Source organism: Mucilaginibacter oryzae (assembly GCF_003148845.1).
GTDB lineage: Bacteria > Bacteroidota > Bacteroidia > Sphingobacteriales > Sphingobacteriaceae > Mucilaginibacter > Mucilaginibacter oryzae.
Genome location: NZ_QGHA01000001.1, coordinates 972,693 through 998,032, shown reverse-complemented (window position 1 = coordinate 998,032; position 25,340 = coordinate 972,693). Strand labels below are relative to the sequence as shown.

Below are 25,340 nucleotides of genomic sequence, written 5' to 3'. Positions count from 1 at the left end.
CCCTAAGTTTTAAGGATCAAAAGCCCGTTCCGCTAAGAACACCTCGGGGAGGTGTGCGGGCTATTAATTGTCTCATTTTTAACAAAGAAACATAACAAATATATGAAATTTCGTTTACGAAGGCCTATCCCATGGGGTAAAATCATGAAGATTACTTTTAGCCAGATCCTGATAGCAATAATGGTAAGCAGCATTACTTATGCAAGCCCGATTAAAGCGCAGGGAATATTAAATAAAAAGGTAAATGTGACGCTGAGCAACACTACCATGCTCGAAGCTTTACAATACCTGCAAAAAAACAACAACGTAAAGTTTATTTACAGTTCCGGCTCGCTTAACGCCGATAAGCGCTTTTCGTTAAACATCAATAATCAACCGTTAAAAAAAGTACTTGACCAGGTATTTAAAAACAACGGCATTAACTACGATGTAATGAACGATAGGGTGGTGCTTGAAAAATCAGCCGCCGGTACAGACGCTGTAAACCCACCGGTTGAAATTGTTGCCGCTGCCGAAACACCGGCTAATGTTACCATTACCGGTAAGGTGGTTGATAACACAGGCCAGCCCGTTCCGGGAGCAACCGTTACCGAAAAAGGTACCACCAATGGCATCACTACCGGTGCCGATGGCGGTTTCAAACTTTCGGTTGCCGGTCCGCAATCTGTTATTGTTGTTCAATTTATTGGTTTTGCCAGAAAAGAGGTTGTTGTAGGCGACCAGACAGTGATCAATGTAACTTTAACAGAGGATGTTAAAACCATTAATGAGGTTGTGGTTGTGGGTTATGGTACTCAAAAACGCACTACCGTTACCGGTGCCATCAGCAGCGTTAAGGCAACAGATTTGCAGGACCAGCAGGTTACCCGTGTTGATGATGCCTTAAGGGGGCGTGTTACCGGTGTAACTGTGGTGCAAAGTTCAGGTTCGCCGGGCGCGGCCCCGCAAATCAGGGTGAGGGGTGTTACATCGAGGCTTAACAGCGATCCGCTTTATGTGATTGACGGTATCGTTGTTGATAACGGTGGTTTGGATAACGTTAACCCTAATGACATAGAAAGCATAGATGTATTGAAAGATGCCTCAGCAGCTATTTATGGTTCACGTTCATCAAACGGTGTAATTATCGTAACCACAAAAAAGGGAAAAAAAGGAGATGCGCAGATCTCGTACAACGGTTATGTAGGTGTACAATCGCCGGTAAGCAAAGCTAAACTTACCAACGCCACGCAATATGCCACATTAAGAAACCAGGCGTCAACCAACGATGGCGGCGCGGCTATTTTTCCGAACCCTTCGCAATATGGCACCGGCACTAACTGGCAGGACCAGATATTTGACAGCAACGCGCTTATCCATAACCATAACCTTAATATAAGCGGAGCTACTGATAAAGCCAATTATTATACATCATTCGGTTACCTGGATCAGCAGGGGGTGGTTATGCCTGATATCTCGGGATATAAAAAATTCACTTTTACGGTTAATACATCGTACAAATTGAAAAAATGGTTAACCGTGGGCGAAAACTTTACTTACGCATACACTAAGAACAAGGCGTTTGGCAATACCAACAGCGTGTTTGGCGGTCCGCTGAGTTCGGCGCTGAACCTGGATCCTATTACGCCTACTACGGTTAGCGATATTAACAGCGTACCTTATCCGGGCGACTACAGCAACGCTAACATTGTGCGTAACAGCCAGGGGCAGCCTTTCGGTATTTCGCACTATGTTGGCCAGGAAATTACCAACCCTTTGGCTTACGCGCAAACGGTAATGGGCAATTACAGCGATGCAACTAATCTTTTGGGTAGCGCGTTTGTTGAGGTTGAACCGATAGCAGGTTTAAAGGTTCGTTCTCAAATCAGCGCTAAACAAGCCTATTATGGTTCAGATAGCTTTGCGCCGCTTTATTACCTTAACTCAAGCACCGCCAACACTACAACCAGGCAGGTACAGGCTTATAACAGAAACCTGTCGTGGAACTGGGATAATACAATTACCTACAACAGGTCGTTTGGTAAGCATAACTTAACGGCCCTGGTAGGTACAAGTGCCCAAAAAACAACCGCTTCAGGTTTGCAGGGTACATTCAGCGGCGAGCCGATCAACTCTTTCGATGATGCTTCGATCAACTTTGCTTTACCTGCAGCCAACAGGGTTGCAGTAAGCGCGCTCGGGCTTGACGACGTTCAGCCACATACGCTTGCATCTTATTTTGCAAGGGTAACTTATGATTACGATCAGAAATACCTTTTCTCCGGTATCATCCGTCGTGACGGTTCGTCAAAATTTGGTTCCAATAATGTTTATGGTACTTTCCCTTCTGGCCAGGTTGGTTACGTAATCACCCGCGAAGACTGGTTCCCTAAAAATACATTTGTTGATTTCCTGAAACTTCGTGCATCATACGGTGTGGTTGGTAACGAGATGGCTTTAGGTCCGTTCAGGTACGCCGCTACTATAGGCAGCGGGCGTAATGCCGTATTTGGCGATCAGTTGTATATTGGCTATAGCCCTAACGCTCCTGCCAATCCTAACCTGAAATGGGAAGAAACCCACACTACCGATATTGGTTTCGATGCTACTTTATTCAACAACCTCAGTGTAACCTTTGATGTTTATAAAAAGCTTACCAAAGGTATGTTGCAACAGGTGCAATTGCCATCGTACGCCGGTTTTGCCGGACAACCGTTTGATAACGTTGGCGATATGCAAAACAAAGGTGTGGAGCTAAGCTTAAACTATAACAATAAGATGGGCGATTTAAGCTATAGTGTTGGTGGCAATATCTCCTATAACAAAAACACCGTATTAAGCTTAGGTAACCAGATTGACCATTTTGTAAGCGGTACCGTACAAAGTACCAATTATGAAATTGGCCGGATCACGCCAGGCCAGCCGATGAATGAGTTTTATGGCTTTAAAGAACTGGGCGTATTCCACTCGCAAGCCGATATTGATGCTTATACCAAAAACGGGCAGCTGATACAACCTAACGCCAAACCGGGCGACTTTAAGTGGCAGGATACCAATGGTGATGGTAAAATAACCGAGGCCGACCGCCAGTTTTTAGGCAACCCGCTGCCAACCTTTACCTACGGCGTTAACCTGAGTGCCAATTATAAAAACTTTGATTTTAAACTGTTTGGGCAAGGCGTTTGGGGAAACAAAATTTACCAGGCTTACCGCAGGTTAGATATCCCGGCAGCTAACTATCCGTTAGATGCGCTTAACGCCTGGACTCCAACCAACTCCGGAAGCAACTACCCGCGTTTAACCGACAGTGATCCTAACAATAACTTCAAAAACCCATCAAACTTTTACCTGCAAAACGGAGCATATTTCCGTATTAAAACATTGCAGTTGGGTTACAGTTTACCGCAAAACTGGTTAAAATCGGCTGATATAAAACGGGTGAGGTTCTTCCTGAGCAGCAACAACCTGGTAACCATTACAGGTTACAAAGGTTTCGACCCTGAAATTAGCGGCGGTATTGATATGGGCCTTTATCCGCAGGCACGCACATTTATGGCCGGCCTGGATATCACTTTATAACAATAAATTACAATGATCATGAAATCTAAATATATTATATATACCGGCCTGGCTTTGATGGGAATGGGAACCATGGTATCATGTAAAAAATCATTCCTTGAGCTCAATCCTAAAGGGCAATTCCTGGAATCGAACTATTATTCTACTCCTGATGAGGCTTTTGCCGCGGTTATTGCCGCTTACGATCCACTGGTTACCGAAACCGGTGGTATTGATAACACGTATTCTAATCCGCTTGGTGCGCTCAACTCGGCATCTGATGATTGTTATGCGGGTGGCGGCAGCTCGTCGGATATGCCTACCTGGCAGGCAATTAACAATTACACCCTAACCCCGGCTTTAGGGCCGCACAATGAGTTTTGGGCAATCAACTTTCAGGGTGTTAACCGTACCGATGTTTTGCTCGAAAATTTGCCTAAAGTACCGGGTTTAAGCGCCGACCTGTTGAAGCGCTATACCTCGGAAGGTAAATTTTTACGTGCCCATTATTATTTTGACCTGGTACGCCTATTCAAAAATGTTCCGCTCATTTTAAATACCCTGAATCTTACCAACGTGTATGATCAGCCGCAGGCTACACCCGAAGCTGTTTACGCCCAGATTGAAGCCGATCTTAAAGACGCGATCAGCGGTTTACCGGCCACAGTACCTGCCACCCAGGGAGGCCGTGTAACCCAGGGCGCTGCCAAGGCTCTGTTAGGTAAAGTTTACCTGTATGAAAAGAAATGGGCCGATGCTGCCGCGATGCTGAAAGATGTGAATACCAATTACGGCTATTCGCTGCTGCCAAATTACGGCGATATTTTTAGCCCTAAGAACAAGTTCAACAGCGAATCCATATTTGAACTGGTGCACTCAGGTTCGCAAAGCTACACCTGGGACAACTGGAACCAGTTTAAATCAAACGTGTACACCCAAATGATCGGTCCACGTAGCTACACCGGTCCGGTTTATTTTAGCGGCGGTTATGGTTTTAATCCCGTAACAACACAATTGGCAACCGCCCTTAAAGGTGATCCGCGTTATGGTTACACGGTTGTTAATATTGATAGTTTAACCAAGGCAACCAATACCTCGTATTCGCCAAGCTATCAAAACACAGGCTACTTTATACAAAAGTACGCCCCGGTACTGGCTAACAAAGTTACAACCGGAACCACCGAGCTTAACTGGCCAAACGATTACATCGAGATCCGCCTTGCGGATACTTATTTGATGGAAGCTGAAGCTGACTTAAACGGCGGCGGCGATGTAAGCCGTGCGCAAACCCTGCTTGATGCGGTGCGCAGCCGTGTGGGGCTACCATCAAAACCAGCCACCCTGCAAAATATCTACGACGAGCGCAGGCTGGAACTGGCTACCGAAGGTCACCGCTGGTTTGACCTTGTACGTTGGGGCCAGGCGCCTTCTGTGCTTGCGTTTAAAGGTTTTAAAGCCGGCGTTAACGAAATATTGCCTATCCCGTTAAATGAAACGCTTAACGGTACCAAGCTCAAACAAAATCCGGGCTATTAATAAGCCAAACATTTTACAACAGAAGGCTGTCATGTTACATGGCAGCCTTTTGCTTTTTATGAGGAGGAATAGCTTCTTTTTAACATTGGTTATGTTTAAGCAACGCAATTTATTTTTGGCTTTATTGTCGCTGGTTCCGCTAAGTTTTATGCTGGTACAATGCTTTAGCGATAAACCGCATGACCCGCGCGATGAGGTTTTTGCCGGATCGGCAAGCTGTATCAAATGCCATAAAAACATCTACGATAGCTACCTCCATACGGCGCACTATCTAACCTCCAAACCAACCTCGCCCGCTCATATACATGGCAGCTTTAAGCCAGGTAGCAACAGCGTTAGCTATGCGGATGGCAGCGTTGTTAAAATAGAAAAAAGAAACGGCGGGCTTTACCAGGTTGTTTATGCAGATGGTAAACAAAGGGATGCGCATCGCATGGATATCACCTTCGGCGTGAATAAGGCACAAACCTATATGTACTGGCAGGGGGCGCAACTATTTGAACTGCCGGTATCCTACTACGATAAAGTACACGGTTGGGCTGAAAGCCCCGGATACGATAGTAACCGCCCGGATTTTGGCAGACCCATATTACAGCGATGCTTTGAGTGCCACAGTTCATTCATCAGGCAGCAAGCGCAGCAAAACCGTGATATGCAAAACCGGAAAGTTGAGTTTGAACCGGCTTCCATCATTTATGGTATCGATTGTGAGCGCTGCCACGGCCCCGCGGCCAATCATGTAAACTATCACGAAGCTTATCCCGACGAAAAGCAACCGAAATACATCACCCGTTTTGCCTCTTTAACCCGCGCCCAAAAAATGGATGCCTGCGGGGTTTGCCATTCCAGCAGTAAGCAGTCATTTCAGCTATCAACCTTTAAATTTAAAATGGGCGATACACTGGCCCGTTTCAAAGAACCGGACTATTTAAATACAACAACCAACAATGCCTCGCTTGATGTGCACGGTAATCAGAATGGTTTGCTGATGGCAAGTAAATGTTTTATGATGAGCAATATGGATTGTACAACCTGTCATAACACACACGCTAACAACAGCGGTAACCTGGCATTATATTCGCAAAAATGTATCAGCTGCCATAATAATGATGCCGGTCATCATGTTTGCAAGGTGGCACCAAAGTTAGGCGCGCTGATGAAAAATAATTGTATTGATTGTCATATGCCGCTTAAACCTTCCAATACCATCTCAATAAATGATACCGCCGGTAATAATAACCCGCTTTACATGGTGCGTACGCATCATATAGCGGTTTACCCCGCGCAATCCAAAAAGATAATGGATTTTATTAACAGGAAACGATAAGCAGGAACCGGAGTTTTAGCTGATGTTTTTAGTGGGACTGGATATCAAAAAAATATTCAGCCTGCAACGTTTTTGCCGTATTGATCATCTTGGTTAATAAGCAATTTAAACAATATCATGAAAAAAAATCTGTTAACTATCCTGTTATGCCTGCCGGCAATGCTTTTATTCAGCCAAACAAAAAAGCTATCTGCTCCGGCACAGGCGTTTAAAGATTATAGTACCAGGCTTGAAGAGAACCGACGCGCGGCATCTGAAAAAAGTGATTATTTGCGTGCCGATACCCTGCTAAAACAATGGACACGCAAATATGACGCGTTGCCCGATAGTGTTAAAGCTGATTTTAAAGGTTGGGAACCGGGAATGTATTATAATATAGCCTGCTATGAAGCTTTGCTGGGCAGGAAAGCAGAGGCGCTAACCGCCTTCGAAAAATGTGCAAGTTTAGGCTATAACAGATATATTACCACCAAAGTAGATGACGACCTGAAGAGCCTGCGTAAAGAAAAACGCTATCAGGATGCCTTAATGTTGATCCGCGAAAGGGGTGACATGGGTTATATATTAAGTAAATCGGGCGCTTACAACCATGTTGTTGATAAAGATTTGCCTGTGTTTACTTACCAAAGCGCTGATGCTGCCGATTTGATCACTTTTAAAAATAAATATAAACTCGATTCGGTAGCCGGAAACGGAGATGAGATCAGTAAAATAAAAAATTTGCTGCTATGGGTACACAACTCCGTCAGGCACGATGGCAACTCGAACAATCCGGCCTTAAAAAATGGTATTGATTTGATAGAGGTTTGCAAAAAGGAAAACCGTGGGATTAACTGCCGTATGATGGCCACTATATTAAAAGATGCCTACCAGGCCGAAGGTTTTAAGGCACGCATGGTTACCTGTTTGCCTAAAGACACATTGGATAACGATTGCCATGTAATAACCGTTGTTTGGTCGCGTACGTTAAATAAATGGGTTTGGATGGACCCTACATTTAATGCCTACGTTACCGATAAGAGTGGAACCCTGCTTAATATCGAGGAGGTACGTAATAAATTATATAATAACCAGCTTGCCGATCTTGTGCTGAACGATGACGCCAACTGGAATAACCAAAACAAACAAAACCGCGATTATTACCTGGGTTACTACATGTCGAAAAACCTATACTGGCTGCAGTGCCCGGTAAGAAGCGAATGGGATTTAGAGACTAATAAACCCAATAAGGGAGTAACGGAATATATTAATTTATACCCAACTGGTTATAATAGTATTAATGCCGCTAAACGTTTGGTGAGGGGGAGCATGGAATACGCGACCAATAACCCCGAAACTTTTTGGCAAAAACCGGCCGGTGTTAATTAACCGGTTTATAAACAGTTAAAGTTAAGTAAAAGATTGTTCTGAACGTTCGTAGGGCAATCTTTTAAATCCGATATCCCTTTGCTATCTTTATAATCTTGTATCGGATACCTTGTTACTCAAACTTCAGTCAATGAATAATAATCCGCAAATAACCGGAACGGCGGCCCAGATCGTTGTGCCCAACGTGGTAAAAACAGCAGAGTACTACATTAATGTTTTGGGTTTTGAGCTGGTTGACTATTTTTTTGAAGAACCGCCGGTTTACGGCATTGTTCAAAGGGATGGTCACCAGGTGCATTTTGGTAAAAGTGATGGTGATATAATTCATCGTAATGATACAATACGAAAAGGTATGCCCGATTTTATTTTGCGGGTACCGGAAATTGAGGCTTTTTATACTGAAGTAACCGGCAAGGGTGCGGTTATAGTCCAGCAAATTATCCGCCGATCATACGGCAGGGAATTTATTATAGAAGATTCCGACGGTCACCTGGTGCATGTTTGTGATTAACAGGTAATTAGTTGCTATACGAATTTCAGCCTTTATTTTAATTGATGAATATGTTAATTATTTGCTAAATAAAATTGTGAAATATCGCCGGAAATTATACTTTTGCCCCACTACAAACCGGAAAACACTCCTGAGTAGCTCAGCCGGTTAGAGCATCTGACTGTTAATCAGAGGGTCGCTGGTTCGAGCCCAGCCTCAGGAGCCAAAAGGGCAAGCACGAGAAATCGGTCGCTTGCCCTTCTTTATTTCTCCATAGGCCTTTAGTAATTCACCTCAATCAGTTAGTAATTTAATCAAACGCTACATATATGAGGCATCTCAACACTAAATGTAGCTCCTTGGCCTAATACAGAATCAACATTAATAGTCCCATGGTGCAATTCAATTATTTTTTTGGTGAGCGAAAGGCCTATCCCGTTTCCAAATGAAACTTTTTGATTTTCGCCCCTGTAAAATGCCTTAAAGATTTTGGGCAGTTCTTCCTGACTAATACCTGCACCTTTATTTTTAAAACTGAGGATGATGTTTTGAGGCAGGTACCTAATGGATACCGAACACTCGTGATCTGAAGAGAACTTGCAGCCATTTTCAATCAGATTCATAAAGGCCACCTTTAACAGGTATTCATTACCCATCACCGAAATAAGATCATCGTCTTCTATTTCTTGTTCAAAGGTTAAATTGATCTTAAAATCGCGTTGATTGTGCAGAACGTCATTTCTTGCGTCAAGCAATAGTTCGTCCAGCCTTACTTCTTTAAACGAAATCTCCGTATGGTCATAATTGGCTTTAGCCATGTCCAGCAAACTGTTGGAAAGTTTTACCAACTTCTGGGCATCACTTACGGCATGCGTAATGGAGTCTTTATAAAATTGATTGTCTCGTTCTTTTTCTAAGGTTACCTGTAATTCGGTTAGCATAGCTGTAAGCGGTGTCCTCAACTCATGCGATATATTAGAAACAAACTCTTTTTGCGCATCAAATGACTTTTCAAGCCGGTTTAACATAGCATTAAAAGTGATTGCCAACTCAGCTATTTCGTCCTTACCGTTCCCTTCTTTGATGCGGAGGTCTAAGTTAGTCGCTGTAATTTCTTCAACTTCATCCACCAGGTCAGACACGGGTTTGAGCGCCTTGCTGGCAAAAAATTGCCCGGCCATATAAACGAATATGATGGCCACAAAAAAGCTTATAATCAGCGTATACTTTAAATTAATGAGTTTGCTGTAACCAGATTCATCATTGGCAGCGGCAGTTATGATATAATCCTTTTGATGATGATGATATAAAAATCCTACCACCTGCAAACTTCCCTGGTAAAACCTGATCTGTTTTTTGCTAACGATCTCATCAATCATCTTCCGGGTTTCTTTTACTTTATCTATGTCTACAGCATCGTGGTAAAGTAAATGGAAAGACGGATCATAAATGGCTACTTCTTCCTGAAACAAAGAATTTTCTGCATTGCGGTAAATCAGCTGTAAAACAGATGGCTGTACTTTGGCATCTAATAACAGGTTAGCCTTGGTTATAGCGGTATGGTGCAATAAATTATAGTACTCCTCTTCCCGGTTCTGAGCAAGTGAAAAATAAATGACCAGCGCAAAGGCCAAAAGCAGTAAGGCTATAATAGAAGTGAATAAAAGGGTAAGCCGTTTGCGTATGGTCATGATTCTGCCTTGAAAATAAACCCCATGCCCGGTTTGGTATGAATAAGCTTGATGGTAAAATCACGATCTATTTTTTTGCGGAGGTAATTCATGTAAACGTCTATAAAGTTGGTGCCTGTATCAAACGTGGTTTCCCAAACGGCCTCACTAATCTCCGACCTCGACAATACGCGTTCGCTGTTGCGCATCAGGTATTCGAGCAATTTAAATTCTTTGGGTGTAAGGTTAATTTCTAAACCGGCGCGGCGCACAGTTTTGGTTTTAGTGTCCATTTCCAGGTCGGCTTTTTGCAGGAGGTTGCCCGTTTCCGACTTTAAAGCTATATTATTTCTTTTGGCCAATACCCGTACCCGTACTTCCAGCTCCCTGAAATCAAATGGTTTAACCAGATAGTCATCCGCTCCTGCATCAAACCCCTCCACCTTATCATCGGTAGTACCCAGCGCGGTCAGCATGATCACCGGAATTTCCGGGTGCTCGTTTTTGATCATTTTACAAAGCTCAAGGCCGCCAATCTTAGGTATAATAATATCCATAATAATTACATCGGGTTTTTCCCGGATTGCAAGTTTGTAGCCCATTTGTCCGTCATAAGCCACACTTACTTGGTGTCCGGCTTCTAACAGTCCCCGGCGTATCACAGTGGCTACCCGCTCATCGTCTTCTATGATTAAAAGGTGAAGCATATTTCAAAATTAGCCAAGTTTATCGATACATAATCGGCTCTAATGAATTTCTAATTTATTTATAACAACTCTCTAACGGTGTTTAAAAAAGGCGGTAAATACCTTTGCAGCGCAAATCAGATAAATTGCACTTAAGCTTATTCAAAATGGATACAGGTCCGAGTAAACTCAAAATCAATATTATTAACTCCCGCTAATACCGGACCGCTCATGTAGCGCAGCCCGGTGCCGGGTTAAAACTAATGTTATGCGCAACAATGAAAAAAAACTAACAAAAGCATACCGCTTTAAAGTAAAGGCGAAAAAGCTTAAAACAGTTCAAACTTACTTATCCGCTAATACCGATAGTCCGCTGGCTGCCTGCATTCAGGGTGGTGTAAGCTTTGCATTAAATATACCCATCTGCCACGGCAAAGATGTATTGGAAGTTGATTAATATACTTCACCGCCTCAACTATTTAATCTGCCCATCATTAATTTAAAAATAATGAGTATCAAAAATATTACCCCAAAAATAACCGGTAAATCAGCCCATGATCAGGATCAAATGGCTGTTGCCAAATTACAAAATGCATCATGCGGCGATACCGGTTACGTCCTCGCTATGCTGGATAGTCACGAGCAAGGCCTCTCCGCCGCTAATGTTACGGAAAAAAGGAAGCTTTTCGGTTTGAACGAGATTGAGCACGAAAAAGCGCCTGCCTGGTATGTTCAACTCTTCCAGGCATTTTTAAATCCTTTCATTGCGGTTTTAATCGTTCTGGCCATTGTATCGTTTATAACCGATGTGCTGATCGCGGCACCGGCAGATAAAAGTTATAAAACCGTAATTGTGGTTTGTGTTATGATCAGCCTGAGTTCATTGCTTCGTTTCTGGCAGGAATTTACCAGCAATAAAGCTGCGGAGGAGCTTAAAAGTATGGTGAAGACCACCGCCACGGTGTTGCGTAAAGATGGGGATAAAAAGGAAATCGATATTAAGCAGCTTGTGCCGGGTGATATTGTTCATTTGAGTGCCGGTGATATGATACCTGCAGATTGCAGGGTGATGCAATCCAAAGATCTTTTTGTTAGCCAGGCGATACTAACTGGCGAATCGTTGCCGCTTGAAAAGAGGGAACAGCCTATCAAAGATGCAGGCGGCAAATCGCCTCTTGATTTGGAAAATATTTGTTTCATGGGTACTAACGTGGTGAGCGGCACGGCTACGGCAATTGTAGTTGCCACAGGCAACTCTACCTATTTTGGAAGTATAGGCAAAGCTATTACCGGCAAACGTGCGGAAACCAGTTTTGATAAAGGCGTAAACAAAGTGAGCTGGCTGCTTATCCGCTTTATGCTGGTGATGGTGCCTTTGGTTTTCCTGGTCAACGGCTTTACCAAGGGCAATTGGTTTGAGGCCCTGCTGTTTGGTATCTCGGTAGCGGTTGGCCTTACACCCGAAATGCTGCCTATGATAGTTACCGCCAACCTGGCTAAAGGCGCAAAAAATATGAGTAAGCGAAAGGTGATTGTAAAACGCCTTAACGCTATTCAAAACATAGGGGCTATGGATATTTTGTGCACCGATAAAACCGGAACGCTCACTATAGATAAGATTGTGTTGGAAAGGCACCTGAATGTTTTTGGCGATGAAGATGATGAAGTGATGAAATGGGCTTACCTCAACAGCTTTCATCAAACCGGCTTGAAAAATTTATTGGATATTGCTGTTCTGGAACACGCTGAAATTCATAGCTGTGTAAAAGCTGATGAACATTTTAAAAAGATAGATGAAATACCGTTCGATTTTCAGCGCAGGCGGATGAGCGTGATCCTGGAAGAAAAAAACGGTAAACATTTACTGATCTGTAAAGGCGCGGTTGAAGAAATGCTGGAATTGTGCTCGCATGCATTTGACCCGGGAGAAGACAAACAACTGCAGATTAAAAATGACAGGATTGTACCGATGGATGCCGCCATGCGCAAAACCGTTTTAGACACCTCCCGAAAATTGAACGAAGAAGGTTTACGTGTGCTGCTTATTGCTATTAAAGAAGATGATAAGTGGCCGCTAACCTATTCGGTTGCCGATGAAAGCAATATGGTATTAACCGGATTTATAGGCTTTTTAGATCCTGCCAAGCCATCGGCCAAACCAGCCATTGAAGGGCTGCATAAGTTGGGGGTGAAAATTAAAGTGCTGACCGGCGATAATGAAATTGTTACCGGCAAGATTTGCAGAGATGTAGGTATACCTGTACAAAATATCCTGTTAGGTAACGATATTGAAAACCTGGACGATCATGAGCTTGCCGCGCAACTGAAAAAAACCAGCATATTGGCCAAACTTAGCCCAATACAAAAGGCACGCGTGGTTAAACTGCTCCAGGCTAAAGGCCATACCGTTGGCTTTATGGGCGATGGTATTAATGACGCGGCTGCCTTGCGGGATGCCGACGTGGGTATTTCTGTTGATACTGCAGTAGATATAGCGAAGGAAAGTGCGGATATCATCCTGCTGGAAAAAGACCTGATGGTGCTACGGAAAGGTGTGATCTACGGCCGCCGGACATTCGGCAATATCATTAAATATATTAAAATGACAGCAAGCAGTAACTATGGCAACATGTTCAGTATGCTGGGTGCAAGTGCATTTTTACCATTTTTGCCTATGCTGCCAATTCAACTATTGGTGCAAAATTTATTATATGACCTGTCGCAGACCTCTATTCCCTGGGATAGTATGGATGAGGATTTTATTGAAAGGCCGCAAAAGTGGGATGCCCGCGGCATCAGCAAATTCATGCTGTACATAGGCCCGATCAGTTCGGTTTTTGATTATGCGACTTTTTTTGTGATGTATTTCTTTTTTAAAGCCAATTCACCGGCACATCAAAGTTTATTTCAAAGCGGCTGGTTTATTGAAGGCTTGCTATCACAAACGCTCATCGTGCACATGATCCGGACACGCAAGATTCCGTTCATCCAAAGCTGGGCCGCTACACCTGTGGTAGCATTAACCAGCCTGATCATGATTATTGGTATCGCACTGCCTTTTTCACCATTGGCACCGGCTTTAAAATTAACGCCTTTGCCGCTTGGTTATTTCCCGTGGCTGATCGGAATTTTACTCAGCTATTGTATACTGACTCAACTAATTAAAAACTGGTTCATTAACAAATTTCATCAATGGTTGTAAAGAAGTTCAAATGGCGCAGGTGGCTGTTAGCGCTTATTATCCTTATCCTCCTGAATGTTTTGATGGATCATTTTTTTGTAAAGCCACGCCATTAATTAACCTGATTATTTAATACCTAAAGCAAGTTCTGAAACAGGAATGATGGATTTGCTTTGCCCGATTTTTTACAAATGAAAAAATTATCACTATTACTGGCAATATTATTATTTGTGGTTACTGTTACTATTGCCCAGCAGGCAGACACGCTAACCAATCGTTTTAACTTTCATTTTCAGCTTACCGCTATTAATCAAAGCCACCCGGCTTTTCATGCGCCCTATAGCGGTAAAAATAGTCTGCAACCCGATGCTGAACAAGCATTGTCATTAACTACAACTATGTTTATGGGTGCAAGATTATGGAAAGGAGCATCGGTTTACTTTAACCCGGAGATTTCTGGCGGCAGAGGCTTTAGCAGCGCGGTTGGCGTAGCAGGTTTTCCCAACGGAGAAACTTTCCGTATTGGCAATTCGGCGCCGGCCTTGTACCTGGCCCGGCTTTTTTATCGGCAGTATATTGCCCTGGGTAAAGAAGCAGACACAGCTATAGATAATGCCAACCAGATAACGGAATTGGTTCCCCGCAAAAGAATTACGATCACTGCGGGGAAATTTGCCATTGCTGATCTGTTCGACAATAATAGCTTTAGCCATGACCCTCGTACACAATTCATGAACTGGTCGCTGATGAGTGCGGGCGCCTGGGATTACCCCGCCAATACCCGGGGATATACCGACGGTTTAGTGCTTGAATATATTACTCCGGGTTGGGCATTAAGGGTTGGAACTGTATTGGTGCCAACATATGCTAACGGGCCTGATTTTGACTATAACTACACCAAAGCCCATGGTGAAGTGGCAGAAATTCAAAAAAATTTTATTTTCGGTAAACGGAAAGGAACACTCCGGATTTTAGGGTTCAGAAATGTATCTAAGGCTGCAAATTACAGGGAGGTTATTAACGGCTATATCAACCATACCGATTCGCTCGACGTTATCAATGGCCGTAAATATGGCGGGGTTAAATACGGATTTAGTATCAATGGCGAGCAGGAATTAACCAATGATCTTGGTTTTTTCTTTCGCGGCAGTTGGAACGACGGGCAAACGGCAACATGGGCATTTACTGAAATTGACCGGAGCGGCAGCATTGGCCTGAGTTTGGCCGGTAGCTCCTGGCACCGGCCTGATGATACATTTGGTATAGCTGCCGTAATTAATGGTATTTCTGCAGAACATCGGGCCTACCTTGCTATAGGAGGTTATGGCTTCATGATCGGCGACGGCAGGCTAAACAATTATAAAACCGAAAACATCCTCGAAACCTACTATAGCGCGAACGTTAATAAATACCTCAAATTATCGCTTGGTTACCAATTCATCCAAAATCCTGCCTACAATGGTGACCGCGGACCGGTAAATGTATTTTCAGTCAGAGCCCATGTTGTTATTTAAATCTTATGTAATGGAATTTGAAAATTTATTTATTGGCTGATGTCATATTGGTCGGCAATATTTATTTTGTTAGCTAATCGCTGTAATATCAGCTCCATTTTTTGCCCGGTAACTATGCTTTCCGCAAAAACAGATATAAATACCCGTTTATAATATTGCGTATTTATACGCTTACAGGATGCTTTATTAAACCCCAACTTTATTACATCAAAAGCTTTTGTTAGCGGAGCAGAAAGCGCTTAAAAAAACGACCTGGCCGTGCAGGTTAAAACGGAGGCGAAACCCGAAAAGCCATACGAGTAGGACAAAAAGATGAAATATGACAAATCCAATTATCGCCGTTTATACAAGGGACTGTTATCCATCGCTCAACGTTTTGCAGAGTATACCTGATTACGCAGAAACCGAAGTAAACACATTAATTATTTCGGGCCCGAACGGATACCAGGGAGAAATTGTTTATAATGATCCGCCTTTAGTAATGTTCAATTCAGATGGGGTTTATGTAGGCGACACTGCATGGCCGGAAAGTCTTACGGAATTAGTAAGTAATACAAATATCGGTTCTGACAGAATTTACTTATCGCTAAGCAATTCGGCTATCAGTACGCTTGCGGCTATGTCGGCTGAGGGGTTATCCGGCGTTATGGCCTGGCTAAAAGCTAACGGAATTGCGGGTATTGATATGGATTGCGAAAACTGGGGCCAGCCCGGCGGGTTGAACCCCATGGACCCGGCTGTTCAAACAGTTACGATGGCTGCAATTAAAGCAAGCCTGGCGCTAACCGCTGCACCTTATAATAATCAAAGTGCATGGCAAAAGTGGTGCGACTTTGTAACAACAGATAACAACGGAGAGCTTTCGTGGCTTAACCTGCAATGCTATGCCGGGGGTACCGGCAACAATCCTGTTCAGTGGGCGAATGCATTCAAGCCCGTTCCGGTTGTCGCGGGTTTTGAAGCTATTTCCAGTACAAGCCAGGATGGTGGGCAACTAAGCCCGCCTAACGCTTTAAAGCAGTTGGCTGAGTGGCAGCTTAAAGCGCCCGGTAAAACGCTTTCCGGTGCTTTTGTATGGGAGTTTAGCATGATCGTTTCCCAACAAAACACTTACAAATACACGGTAAAAGAGTATGCCGATAGCATGTTTATCGGGCTTAACAGCTAATGTGCTGTTGTAAACCCGATGTCGGGTTATACTGTTTGTGGCGTATAACTGTAGGTTTAAATATAGTTGGTAATAGCGGTTGAGTTTTAACAACCGCTATTATTTTTTCAATGAAACTGACGTTATAATTTCCCAAACATCTTTTCTATGGCTTTGGTGCGATAATCAAATATCTGGTCAACCTTACCTTTAACAAAAAAAGCATTTGCCAGCCGACCAAATGGGCCGTAAGGGATGGCGTAATGCAGCAAATCGGTCATCTGTACGCCTCCTTCAATTTCTTTAAAGTGGTGCTGGTGGTGCCAAAGCGCATATGGGCCGAAGCGTTGTTCATCAACAAAGTACTTTTTATCTTCCACATGGGTGATCTCGGTCATCCAGTTCATCTTAATACCCAGTAACGGTGATATTTTGTAGGTGATGATCATGCCCGCGTACATCTTGGTATTAGCGTTAAAATCAGATGTTACCACAAAGCGCATGTCCTGCGGGGTGATTTTAGCGAGGTTTAACGGAGATGAAAAAAAATCCCATGCCTCGTTAAGTGTAATAGGAATATTTTGTTCCGTTTTTAAAAAATATGTTTTCATGATGGGCTAACAGGGATGAAAGGTGAATGTTACAACAACAAATAAATATAACTAACGCGTTCCGGATTGGCGGCGGCAAAGCATACTATATTTTTATTGCTCTTCCTTCGCGATGGGCAAATCTCTTCTCGACCACTCGCTCCATGACCCAACATAAAGTTTTGGCCCGGTAATACCCGCATAATCTAACCCTAACAAAGTATGGCAGGCCGTAACACCCGAACCGCAATGAACCACTATCTGGTTATGAGCTACATCACCAATGGCTGCATCATAAGCTTTGCGCAATTCTTCAGATGATAAATATTTACCCTCTGCATCCAGGTTGTTGGTATAAGGTAAATTTATGGCGCCGGGGATGTGGCCCGCTATCAAATCTAACGGCTCCGTGTGTCCTAAATAACGTGGTGTTTCGCGCACATCTATCACAACCCGCAACGGATCCCGGGCTGCTTCACCTACTTCCTCAAGGTTAACCGTACCTGCATACTCATGCGTTACAGGGTAGGGATCAGCCGGGGCAGCGGTATACGTTTCGGTGCTTAACTCGACCCCGGCATTTTTAGCAGCCGCAAGTCCGCCATTTAGTACCTGCACATTTTCGTGCCCTATAGCCCGCAGCATCCACCATAAACGCGAGGCGGCGAAAGCTCCCGATTTATCATCATAAACCACCACCCGACTCGTAGGCTTAATCCCCCAGTTGCCTAAAGTTACAGCGAACTCCTGTATATTGGGCAAGGGGTGACGGCCGCCGTAAGCGGGATTTTCCGGTTTAGTGGTAAGGTGCCGGTCAAGGTCGGCGTAAATCGCGTTTTTAAGGTGACCGGCCAGGTAGCGCTGGTATGAATCCTGCCCTGCACGGGCATCAATAATAATGGTATCCCTGGCGGCTAAAGCCGGATCGTTGATTTCAATTAATGACGACATCGGTATATCTGGTATGTGATATGCCAAATATAGATACGGTGCCGTTAGTTTCTGTAATTTTACTGCACTATTTTGTTGGCGCAGTAGGAGCTTGCAAAGGCCTCCGGTTTAGCTTTAAACACAAAGCCCATGCTCAGGATGTAACCCATAGCCTCGTGCAGGGCCGCGTTACTTTTAAACATCGGGTTGGTGTTAATGTCGGCATGCACCTCCAGGTCAACATCGTACAGGTCAAGTAAATCGCAAAGCTTGTAAGCAATGTCTATTGATTTTTGCACTTCGCTCAGCATCCTTTCTTTAATACTCATTTTTTGCGAGGTGCGTTCCTGGTGGATGAACATGAAAGCGCCGCGTTTTTCGCGCAGAAAAACAATAACTGTAGCAAAATCAGTTACAGAGCCCTTCACTTGCGAGTCGGTGCCGATACATACTTTAAGCTTGTTACCAAGAAGAGATTCACGTTCAATTGCCTTTTCAACCTCCTCCATAATTGGCGATTGGATCACTTCGCCACTGAATTTTCTCCAGGTCATATAAAAGTTATTTAGGTAAATTTTTATTGACCTTTTTTACGGGTCTATAAAAATAAGCGATTAGTATTCATACTAACGTAAATAACATGTGATTTATTTGTTAACATTTAGCTGATTATTAACAGATTGACGATCGGAGTTTTGCGATGGTAGCTATAATTTTTCTTTGGTTGCCAGGGCAAGCGGTACTACATCAATTAACTCAAGCGATTTCACCATATCCCTGGTTCCTGTTTTATATTTTTTAAAATGGGGCGATTGCAGATGCGCCTTATAAGCCGCGGTATCGGCATAAATTTCAAAAACCGTAAGGTGCGCGGGGTTATTTTTATCGGCAACAGCATGCAGGGTTAATACACCAGGTTCAACCTTAATGGCGGTTTGGATATGTTCTTTCAGTGCGGCCGTGTAACTATCCAACTGTGCCGGATCAATCTCTAACTTAGCTATGTGTACTACCCGCCCGGTTTGGACCGAGGCCTTGTGTTGTAAAATGATTATAATGAAAAATGCAGTTAAGGTTAACAGTAATGTTTTCATGTTCATTGTATTTGATCCACTATCAAATATCCCGAAACTCACTCACATAATTGTTATATAAACTACTGTTTTGCTTGCCGTTTTTACAGATAACGGCCAAATCATCAAAACTATAAAAACAGGTTAACTAATTTTGACTTTATAAGATAGCATACACAAAACATATGGAAATTAAAAGAAACGGCTCGCAGCCATCGGCCAAAGGCCCTGCCGAATATTTTACCGGCCAGGTACGTATTGATCCACTCATCAGCCCTCCAGAACCATCGCGTGTGGCCATGGCCTTAGTTACCTTCGAGCCGGGAGCCCGCACGGCCTGGCATACGCATCCCTTTGGCCAAACATTAATAGTTACTGCCGGTGCCGGCTGGGTGCAACGGGAGGGCGATGCCAAACAAAATATTTACCAGGGCGACGTTGTATATTTTTTGCCGGATGAAAAGCACTGGCATGGCGCAACTGATACTACAGCCATGAGCCATATCGCCATCCAGGAAAAATTAAACGGATCGCCGGTGGATTGGTTGGAACAGGTTACTGAGGAGGATTATAAAGGTTAAGCAGTTGCTGTTCAAAAATCCGCTATCCTATTTTCGAAATCTGAAAATCAGGATAGCGCGGCTTTGATCCTGTTTTCGGCCTCCAGCACAAGCTCTGCAACCGGTGTTTTTCCGGGTTCAATCGGTTCGAGTACAGTCCATTTCATCGGCACAAAGGTATCAAGCGGGTAAATGCCGTAGCGTACAACCTTCCAGCTGTTTTCGATGGCGATAGGCACCAGTAAGGCTTCAGGACACTTTTTAAGCAGCATGGCTATCCCTGCCGACTGGAATGTACGCACAACACCATCTTTTGACCGCGTACCTTCCGGAAATATCACCGCCGACCAGTTATTGGCTTTCATCCGATCGCCAAGTTTCATCATTTCAGTCATCGACTGCCGGGGATCTTTCCTGTCGATATTGGCGCCACCACCATGCCTCAGGTTATAGCTGATAGAAGGAATGCCTTTAGTTAACTCCACCTTCGAGATAAATTTAGCATGGTATTTACGCAGGTAATAAATCAGGGGCGGGATATCCAGCAGGCTTTGATGATTTGCTATAAATATCATGGGCCTGCCCGTTGGGAGATTTTGATTATTGATAAAAGTTACCGTATCGCCGGTAATATAAAATGTACGGAACAGGCAAAGGTTTAATATATCAACCACCCGTTTGTGCGCGGCGTACCCAAAAAAACGGAAACTAACCCACTGTATAGGCTGAAAAACAATCAGCACCAAAAAAAACGCGATTATAGCAAAGGGCGACAGGATATAGCCTAATAACTTTTTCATCAGGCGGCAAAGTTATGTTTTTTTAAGTAAAGCGATAGTTTACAAACGGTTTTCTGTTAGCAACAGCTGCACTTTCAAAACCGCGGCTACGGTCATGGCATCGGTTATTTCTCCATCGCAAACCATGCGGTACATCTCGGCGAAGGGCACTTTTTTAATGACGAGTTGCTCCGTTTCTTCGGGTTCGGCCTCAAACTGTTCAAGGCCGCGGGCTACGTATAAAATGCTCAGCTCATCGCTTACCGAATTACTGAGGTGAAGGCGTTGGATCTCTGTCCATCGCGAGGCTTTCAGTCCCGTTTCTTCCAGCAGTTCACGCCTGGCCGATGCTAAGGGATCGGTACCTTCCGGGCCTCCGCCTTCGGGCATTTCCCAGCTGTATTGGTTAAGGGGAAACCTGAACTGGCCTACCAGGTAGGTGTTCAAATCATCATCAAGCGGTAAAATACCTATGGCCAGGTTTTTATAATGAACTTTGCCATAAATACCGGGATTGCCCGATGGGTTGATTACCTGGTATTCGGTAACATTGATCCAGGGGTTATCGTAAATATTTTTTTCGGAAGTTATTTTCCAGGGGTTGTGGTCCGGGTGATACATGGTTTAAAAATACAGCATACCGCGTTTACCGGAAGAATAAGTTTAACTATTTTAAATTATCATTTTAAATAGGCTACTTACATCCTATCAAAAAATGACAATTACCGGTTCCACTTTGATAATCACCTATCAAAATGATAGTCCGGTACGCTGCCGAAATACAAATCTGTAAATCAAATCCTATATAAAACCCTGTTTTTTAAATAGTTAAATTAAAGCAGGCGTTTTTGGCATCCCCTTCGCAAAGCCCTTTGCAAAAACACGAAAAAAAATGGATGCTTTACTCACAATCGCTTACCTGGCCACATTTGTAGCGGTATTCTGGATATTTTTTAAATCGGTAACCTACTTCGAAAAAATTTAACGTCATGGCAGCATTATTCATCGTAGCGATAGCCGTGTTCATTTACATGGTGTACGTACTCCTCAAACCCGAAAATTTTTAAAATTAAACTATGAACACTGAATTAACGGGTGTAATTTTCACCTACCTGCTCACCTTAGCTATCGCCATTCCCCTTGGCCGCTATATAGCTAAGGTATTTAAGGGCGAGAAAACCTGGCTCGATTTTATGGCCCCGCTTGATCGCCTTATTTTCCGTTTCAGCGGTATTGATCCAAAGCGCGAAATGAACTGGAAGCAGCACCTGCTGGCCTTGCTTACTATTAATAGTGTATGGCTCATTTACGCCTTTGTATGCCTCATGGCACAAGGCCATTTGCCACTCAATCCCGATGGTAACCCCGGCCAATCGGCAGATACCGCTTTTAATACAGCCATTAGCTTTTTGGTTAACTGTAACCTGCAACACTACTCGGGCGAAAGCGGCGCTACCTATTTTACACAACACTTTGTGTTTATGTTCCTGCACTTTGTATCAGCCGCTACAGGTATTGCCGCGCTGGTAGTGGTGTTCAGGGCCATGAAAGATAAGGTTACCGATAAGCTGGGTAACTTTTGGGAATACTTTGTAAAATCAATAACCCGCATATTATTACCTTTCTCCTTTGTAATAGCCGTGATCTTCGCCTTTAACGGCATGACCACCAGCTACGCCGGTAAAGATACCTTTATTAGCATGCAGGGCGATACCGTCCACGTATCCCGCGGGCCGGTTGCTGCCTTGGTAGCCATTAAACACTTAGGTACTAACGGTGGCGGCTGGTTCGGCGCTAACTCCGCCCATCCAATCGAAAACCCTAACTATTTAACTAATACGGTTGAACTGGTTGCGCAGGTTGCTATCCCAATCGCCCTTGTGTTTGCTTTAGGTTTCTATCTCAATAAAAAGAAATTCTCTTACGTAATATTCGGTGTGATGACACTGGGTATGCTCATGCTACTCATTCCAACCATGAATGCCGAACTGAATGGTAACCCTGCCATTGCTAAAATGGGCATCAGTCAGCCTACCGGCGCCATGGAAGGCAAGGAGGTAAGGTTTGGCCCGGCTAACTCAGCTTACTGGAGCATCATGACCACCATTATTTCTACCGGTTCGGTAAACTCTATGCATGATAGCGCCATGCCGGTTTCGGGCACCATGATGATGCTCGGTATGATGATTAACTGCTTTTACGGGGGCTGTGGGGTTGGTTTCCTCAACTTCTACATCTTTATCATAGTAGCGGTATTTATATCCGGCCTGATGGTAGGCCGTACGCCTGAGTTTTTAGGCCGTAAAATTGAAGCCCGCGAGATGAAGATCGCCTCGCTGATTGCCCTGCTGCACCCTTTTATTATCCTGGTGGGTTTGGCCATATCATCCTACTATGTAGTGAACGTAGCCGGTGCCGATTGGGCAGTTAAACCATCGGCCTGGTTAAATAACCCCGGTACGCACGGTTTCTCTGAAATGTTGTACGAGTACACCTCATCGGCTGCCAATAACGGTTCAGGGTTTGAAGGTTTAGGCGATGGCAATATTTTCTGGAATTACACTACCGGTATTGTGATGATCCTGGGAAGGTTCCTGCCAATCATCGGTCCGCTGGCAATTGCCGGGTTGTTGGCCAATAAAAAATATATCCCGGAATCGGCAGGTACATTAAAGAGCGATACCTCAACTTTTGGGGTGATGATCTTCGCTGTGATCGTGATCATTGCGGCGCTATCATTCTTCCCGGCGTTAGCATTAGGGCCAATTGCCGAACATTTTTCATTGAAATAAGTCAAGCCCCCTCTAAATCTCCCCCTGATGGGAAGACTTTTAGAAAGAAAGCATCTTTTTTAAAGCCCTCCCTTCCGGGGAGGGTTTGGGAGGGGCTGGCATTTAACTATAATAATCATGAACTCAAATCAAAATACATTGTTCCAGGGCGATCAGATGAAGGAGGCTTTTAAACAATCCTTCATCAAGCTAAACCCACGCGCCCTGTTCCGTAACCCGGTGATGTTCACTGTGGAGATTGGTACTGTTGTAATGCTTATTGTAAGCTTGTTTTCGCTTAGCAATAAAGGGCAGGGCAGTTTTGCCTACAACTTTACCGTGTTTATCATACTGTTGTTAACCGTGTTGTTTGCCAACTTTGCCGAAGCCATAGCCGAAGCACGCGGTAAAGCACAGGCCGAAAGCCTCCGTAAAACCCGCGAAGAAACCCCTGCACGTTTGCTGGTTAACGGCAAGGAAGAAAGGGTAATGTCGTCCCAACTAAAAAAAGGCGATGTGTTTATCTGCGAAACCGGTGACAACATTCCTACCGATGGCGAAATTATTGAAGGTATCGCTACCATCGATGAATCGGCCATTACCGGTGAGTCGGCCCCGGTTATCCGTGAAGCCGGTGGTGATAAATCATCAGTTACCGGTGGTACCAAAGTACTATCCGACAGGATTAAAGTACTGGTAACAACCCAGCCCGGCGAGAGCTTTTTGGATAAAATGATTGCACTGGTAGAAGGTGCATCCCGCCAGAAAACCCCTAACGAGATAGCCCTTACTATTTTGTTGGCCGGTTTTACGCTGATCTTCGTGATTGTTTGTGTTACCCTGAAACCATTTGGCGATTACTCCAATACCCCTATTACTATAGCCGCCTTTATATCGTTGTTTGTTTGTCTGATCCCAACCACTATCGGTGGCCTGTTATCGGCCATCGGTATTGCCGGGATGGACAGGGCGCTCCGTGCCAACGTGATCACCAAAAGCGGTAAAGCCGTTGAAACTGCGGGCGACTTAGATACGTTATTGCTGGATAAAACCGGTACCATTACCATTGGTAACCGTAAGGCCACCAACTTTTGGGCAGCCAGCGGTGTGGATGAACAGGAGTTTGTAATGGCTTGTGTATTGAGTTCGCTGGCTGATGAAACCCCCGAAGGTAAATCGATAGTGGAACTTGCCGAAACAGGAACACATAAGTTAAAAGTGCATGCCCCAGCCGATTCGGTGTTTATAAAATTCACTGCCGAAACACGCTCGAGCGGGTTAGATACCCCGGACGGCTTGCGCATCCGTAAGGGCGCTTTTGATTCTATCCGTAATATGGCCTTAAAAGCCGGCAACCCTTTCCCCGCCGATGTAGAAGAACAGGTGAAAAAGATCTCATCTAATGGCGGTACGCCATTGGTGGTTGCCAAAAACGAGAAGATTATGGGTGTGATTGAACTGCAGGATATCATTAAAACCGGTATTGCCGAACGTTTTGAACGCCTGCGCAAAATGGGTGTTAAAACCGTAATGGTAACCGGCGACAACCCGCTTACCGCCAAATTTATTGCTGAAAAGGCCGGTGTAGACGATTTTATTGCCGAAGCTAAGCCTGAGGATAAAATGAATTACATAAAAAAGGAGCAACAGGGCGGTAAACTGGTAGCCATGATGGGCGACGGTACAAACGATGCCCCGGCCCTTGCCCAGGCCGATGTTGGCGTAGCCATGAACAGCGGTACCCAGGCCGCCAAAGAAGCCGGTAACATGGTTGATTTGGATAACGACCCAACCAAACTGATTGAGATTGTGGAGATAGGCAAACAGTTATTAATGACCCGTGGTACGCTTACTACATTCTCCATAGCTAACGACGTGGCTAAATACTTTGCTATCGTTCCGGCGCTGTTTATGGTATCGATGCCCGCATTGAAAGCCTTAAATATTATGGATCTGCACAGCCCACAGTCGGCTATCCTTTCGGCAGTAATCTTTAACGCTATTATTATTCCGTTGCTGATTCCACTGGCCTTGCGTGGTGTGGAATACAAGCCTATAGGAGCAAGTGCCCTGTTACGCCGCAACCTGCTGATCTATGGTTTGGGCGGTATCATAGTACCTTTTATAGGTATTAAACTGATTGATTTAGCTGTATCAATTTTTATTTAGACGTGAGATATG

21 protein-coding genes and 1 tRNA gene are annotated in these 25,340 nt (G+C 44.2%); 14 read left to right on the top strand and 8 right to left on the bottom strand.

Annotated features, from left to right (window positions below; genetic code table 11):
• The first annotated feature begins 144 nt into the window (after positions 1-144).
• The 6 genes from LX99_RS04460 (at position 145) to LX99_RS04435 (ending at position 8,484) form a co-directional block, all read left to right on the top strand.
• Entirely contained in the window at positions 145-3,558 is a 3,414-nt protein-coding gene (locus LX99_RS04460) for a TonB-dependent receptor (protein WP_170122626.1), read from the top strand.
• 18 nt (positions 3,559-3,576) lie between these two features.
• Positions 3,577-5,073, top strand: coding sequence for a RagB/SusD family nutrient uptake outer membrane protein (locus tag LX99_RS04455; protein WP_031267772.1), 1,497 nt, complete (start codon positions 3,577-3,579; stop codon positions 5,071-5,073).
• Between the two features lie 91 nt (positions 5,074-5,164).
• Entirely contained in the window at positions 5,165-6,400 is a 1,236-nt protein-coding gene (locus LX99_RS04450) for a multiheme c-type cytochrome (RefSeq protein WP_157446456.1), read from the top strand.
• 117 nt (positions 6,401-6,517) lie between these two features.
• Positions 6,518-7,768, top strand: coding sequence for a TPR end-of-group domain-containing protein (locus LX99_RS04445; protein WP_109606734.1), 1,251 nt, complete (start codon positions 6,518-6,520; stop codon positions 7,766-7,768).
• Positions 7,769-7,898: 130 nt separating this feature from the next.
• Positions 7,899-8,279, top strand: coding sequence for a VOC family protein (locus LX99_RS04440; RefSeq protein WP_109606731.1), 381 nt, complete (start codon positions 7,899-7,901; stop codon positions 8,277-8,279).
• A 128-nt stretch (positions 8,280-8,407) separates the two neighbouring features.
• A tRNA-Asn gene (locus tag LX99_RS04435) sits at positions 8,408-8,484 on the top strand.
• 88 nt (positions 8,485-8,572) lie between these two features.
• Here LX99_RS04435 and LX99_RS04430 read toward each other — a convergent pair.
• Positions 8,573-9,949: a sensor histidine kinase gene (locus LX99_RS04430; protein ID WP_109606729.1), complete on the bottom strand. Its 1,377-nt coding sequence runs from the start codon at positions 9,947-9,949 to the stop codon at positions 8,573-8,575.
• Positions 9,946-10,635 (bottom strand): response regulator transcription factor, encoded by a 690-nt coding sequence (locus tag LX99_RS04425; RefSeq protein ID WP_109606727.1) that lies wholly within the window; start codon positions 10,633-10,635, stop codon positions 9,946-9,948. Before LX99_RS04425 ends, LX99_RS04430 begins: the two co-directional genes overlap by 4 nt.
• 247 nt (positions 10,636-10,882) lie before the next feature.
• On the opposite strand from LX99_RS04425, the gene LX99_RS04420 reads away from it, so the two are divergent.
• From LX99_RS04420 to LX99_RS04405, 4 genes are all read left to right on the top strand, one after another.
• On the top strand, positions 10,883-11,071 hold the full coding sequence (locus LX99_RS04420; RefSeq protein WP_109606725.1) for a hypothetical protein: 189 nt from the start codon (positions 10,883-10,885) through the stop codon (positions 11,069-11,071).
• A gap of 51 nt (positions 11,072-11,122) precedes the next feature.
• A complete protein-coding gene (mgtA, locus tag LX99_RS04415; protein ID WP_109606723.1) occupies positions 11,123-13,816 on the top strand; it encodes a magnesium-translocating P-type ATPase in 2,694 nt (897 codons plus the stop codon).
• Positions 13,817-13,986: 170 nt separating this feature from the next.
• Positions 13,987-15,309, top strand: coding sequence for a carbohydrate porin (locus tag LX99_RS04410; protein ID WP_109606721.1), 1,323 nt, complete (start codon positions 13,987-13,989; stop codon positions 15,307-15,309).
• Positions 15,310-15,628: 319 nt separating this feature from the next.
• Positions 15,629-16,477: a hypothetical protein gene (locus tag LX99_RS04405; RefSeq protein ID WP_146203059.1), complete on the top strand. Its 849-nt coding sequence runs from the start codon at positions 15,629-15,631 to the stop codon at positions 16,475-16,477.
• Positions 16,478-16,599: 122 nt separating this feature from the next.
• Here LX99_RS04405 and LX99_RS04400 read toward each other — a convergent pair whose 3' ends face one another.
• From LX99_RS04400 to LX99_RS04385, 4 genes are all read right to left on the bottom strand, one after another.
• Positions 16,600-17,067 carry an SRPBCC family protein gene (locus tag LX99_RS04400; protein WP_109606717.1) on the bottom strand — a complete coding sequence of 156 codons (468 nt, stop codon included), beginning with the start codon at positions 17,065-17,067 and terminating at the stop codon, positions 16,600-16,602.
• Positions 17,068-17,160: 93 nt separating this feature from the next.
• The gene (locus tag LX99_RS04395; protein WP_109606715.1) at positions 17,161-17,997 is read right to left on the bottom strand and encodes a sulfurtransferase; all 837 of its coding nucleotides are present in this window, start codon (positions 17,995-17,997) and stop codon (positions 17,161-17,163) included.
• A gap of 59 nt (positions 17,998-18,056) precedes the next feature.
• Complete coding sequence (locus LX99_RS04390; protein ID WP_022834144.1) at positions 18,057-18,530, bottom strand: ribonuclease H-like YkuK family protein; 474 nt, start codon at positions 18,528-18,530, stop codon at positions 18,057-18,059.
• Between the two features lie 153 nt (positions 18,531-18,683).
• Positions 18,684-19,070 (bottom strand): putative quinol monooxygenase, encoded by a 387-nt coding sequence (locus LX99_RS04385; RefSeq protein WP_211318945.1) that lies wholly within the window; start codon positions 19,068-19,070, stop codon positions 18,684-18,686.
• 164 nt (positions 19,071-19,234) lie between these two features.
• On the opposite strand from LX99_RS04385, the gene LX99_RS04380 reads away from it, so the two are divergent.
• Positions 19,235-19,630 (top strand): (R)-mandelonitrile lyase, encoded by a 396-nt coding sequence (locus LX99_RS04380; RefSeq protein WP_109606711.1) that lies wholly within the window; start codon positions 19,235-19,237, stop codon positions 19,628-19,630.
• Positions 19,631-19,677: 47 nt separating this feature from the next.
• On the opposite strand, the gene LX99_RS04375 is transcribed toward LX99_RS04380, so the two are convergent.
• The gene (locus LX99_RS04375; protein ID WP_109606709.1) at positions 19,678-20,409 is read right to left on the bottom strand and encodes a lysophospholipid acyltransferase family protein; all 732 of its coding nucleotides are present in this window, start codon (positions 20,407-20,409) and stop codon (positions 19,678-19,680) included.
• Between the two features lie 39 nt (positions 20,410-20,448).
• Entirely contained in the window at positions 20,449-21,009 is a 561-nt protein-coding gene (locus LX99_RS04370; RefSeq protein WP_109606707.1) for an NUDIX domain-containing protein, read from the bottom strand.
• A 368-nt stretch (positions 21,010-21,377) separates the two neighbouring features.
• Here LX99_RS04370 and LX99_RS26445 point away from each other — a divergent pair, with 368 nt between their 5' ends.
• The 3 genes from LX99_RS26445 to kdpB all read left to right on the top strand — a co-directional run bounded on the left by LX99_RS26445 (position 21,378) and on the right by kdpB (position 25,328).
• The gene (locus LX99_RS26445) at positions 21,378-21,455 is read left to right on the top strand and encodes a potassium-transporting ATPase subunit F (RefSeq protein ID WP_109606956.1); all 78 of its coding nucleotides are present in this window, start codon (positions 21,378-21,380) and stop codon (positions 21,453-21,455) included.
• A 9-nt stretch (positions 21,456-21,464) separates the two neighbouring features.
• Positions 21,465-23,180 (top strand): potassium-transporting ATPase subunit KdpA, encoded by a 1,716-nt coding sequence (gene kdpA / locus LX99_RS04360; protein ID WP_109606705.1) that lies wholly within the window; start codon positions 21,465-21,467, stop codon positions 23,178-23,180.
• Positions 23,181-23,297: 117 nt separating this feature from the next.
• The gene (gene kdpB, locus LX99_RS04355; RefSeq protein WP_109606703.1) at positions 23,298-25,328 is read left to right on the top strand and encodes a potassium-transporting ATPase subunit KdpB; all 2,031 of its coding nucleotides are present in this window, start codon (positions 23,298-23,300) and stop codon (positions 25,326-25,328) included.
• The last annotated feature ends 12 nt before the right edge of the window (positions 25,329-25,340 follow it).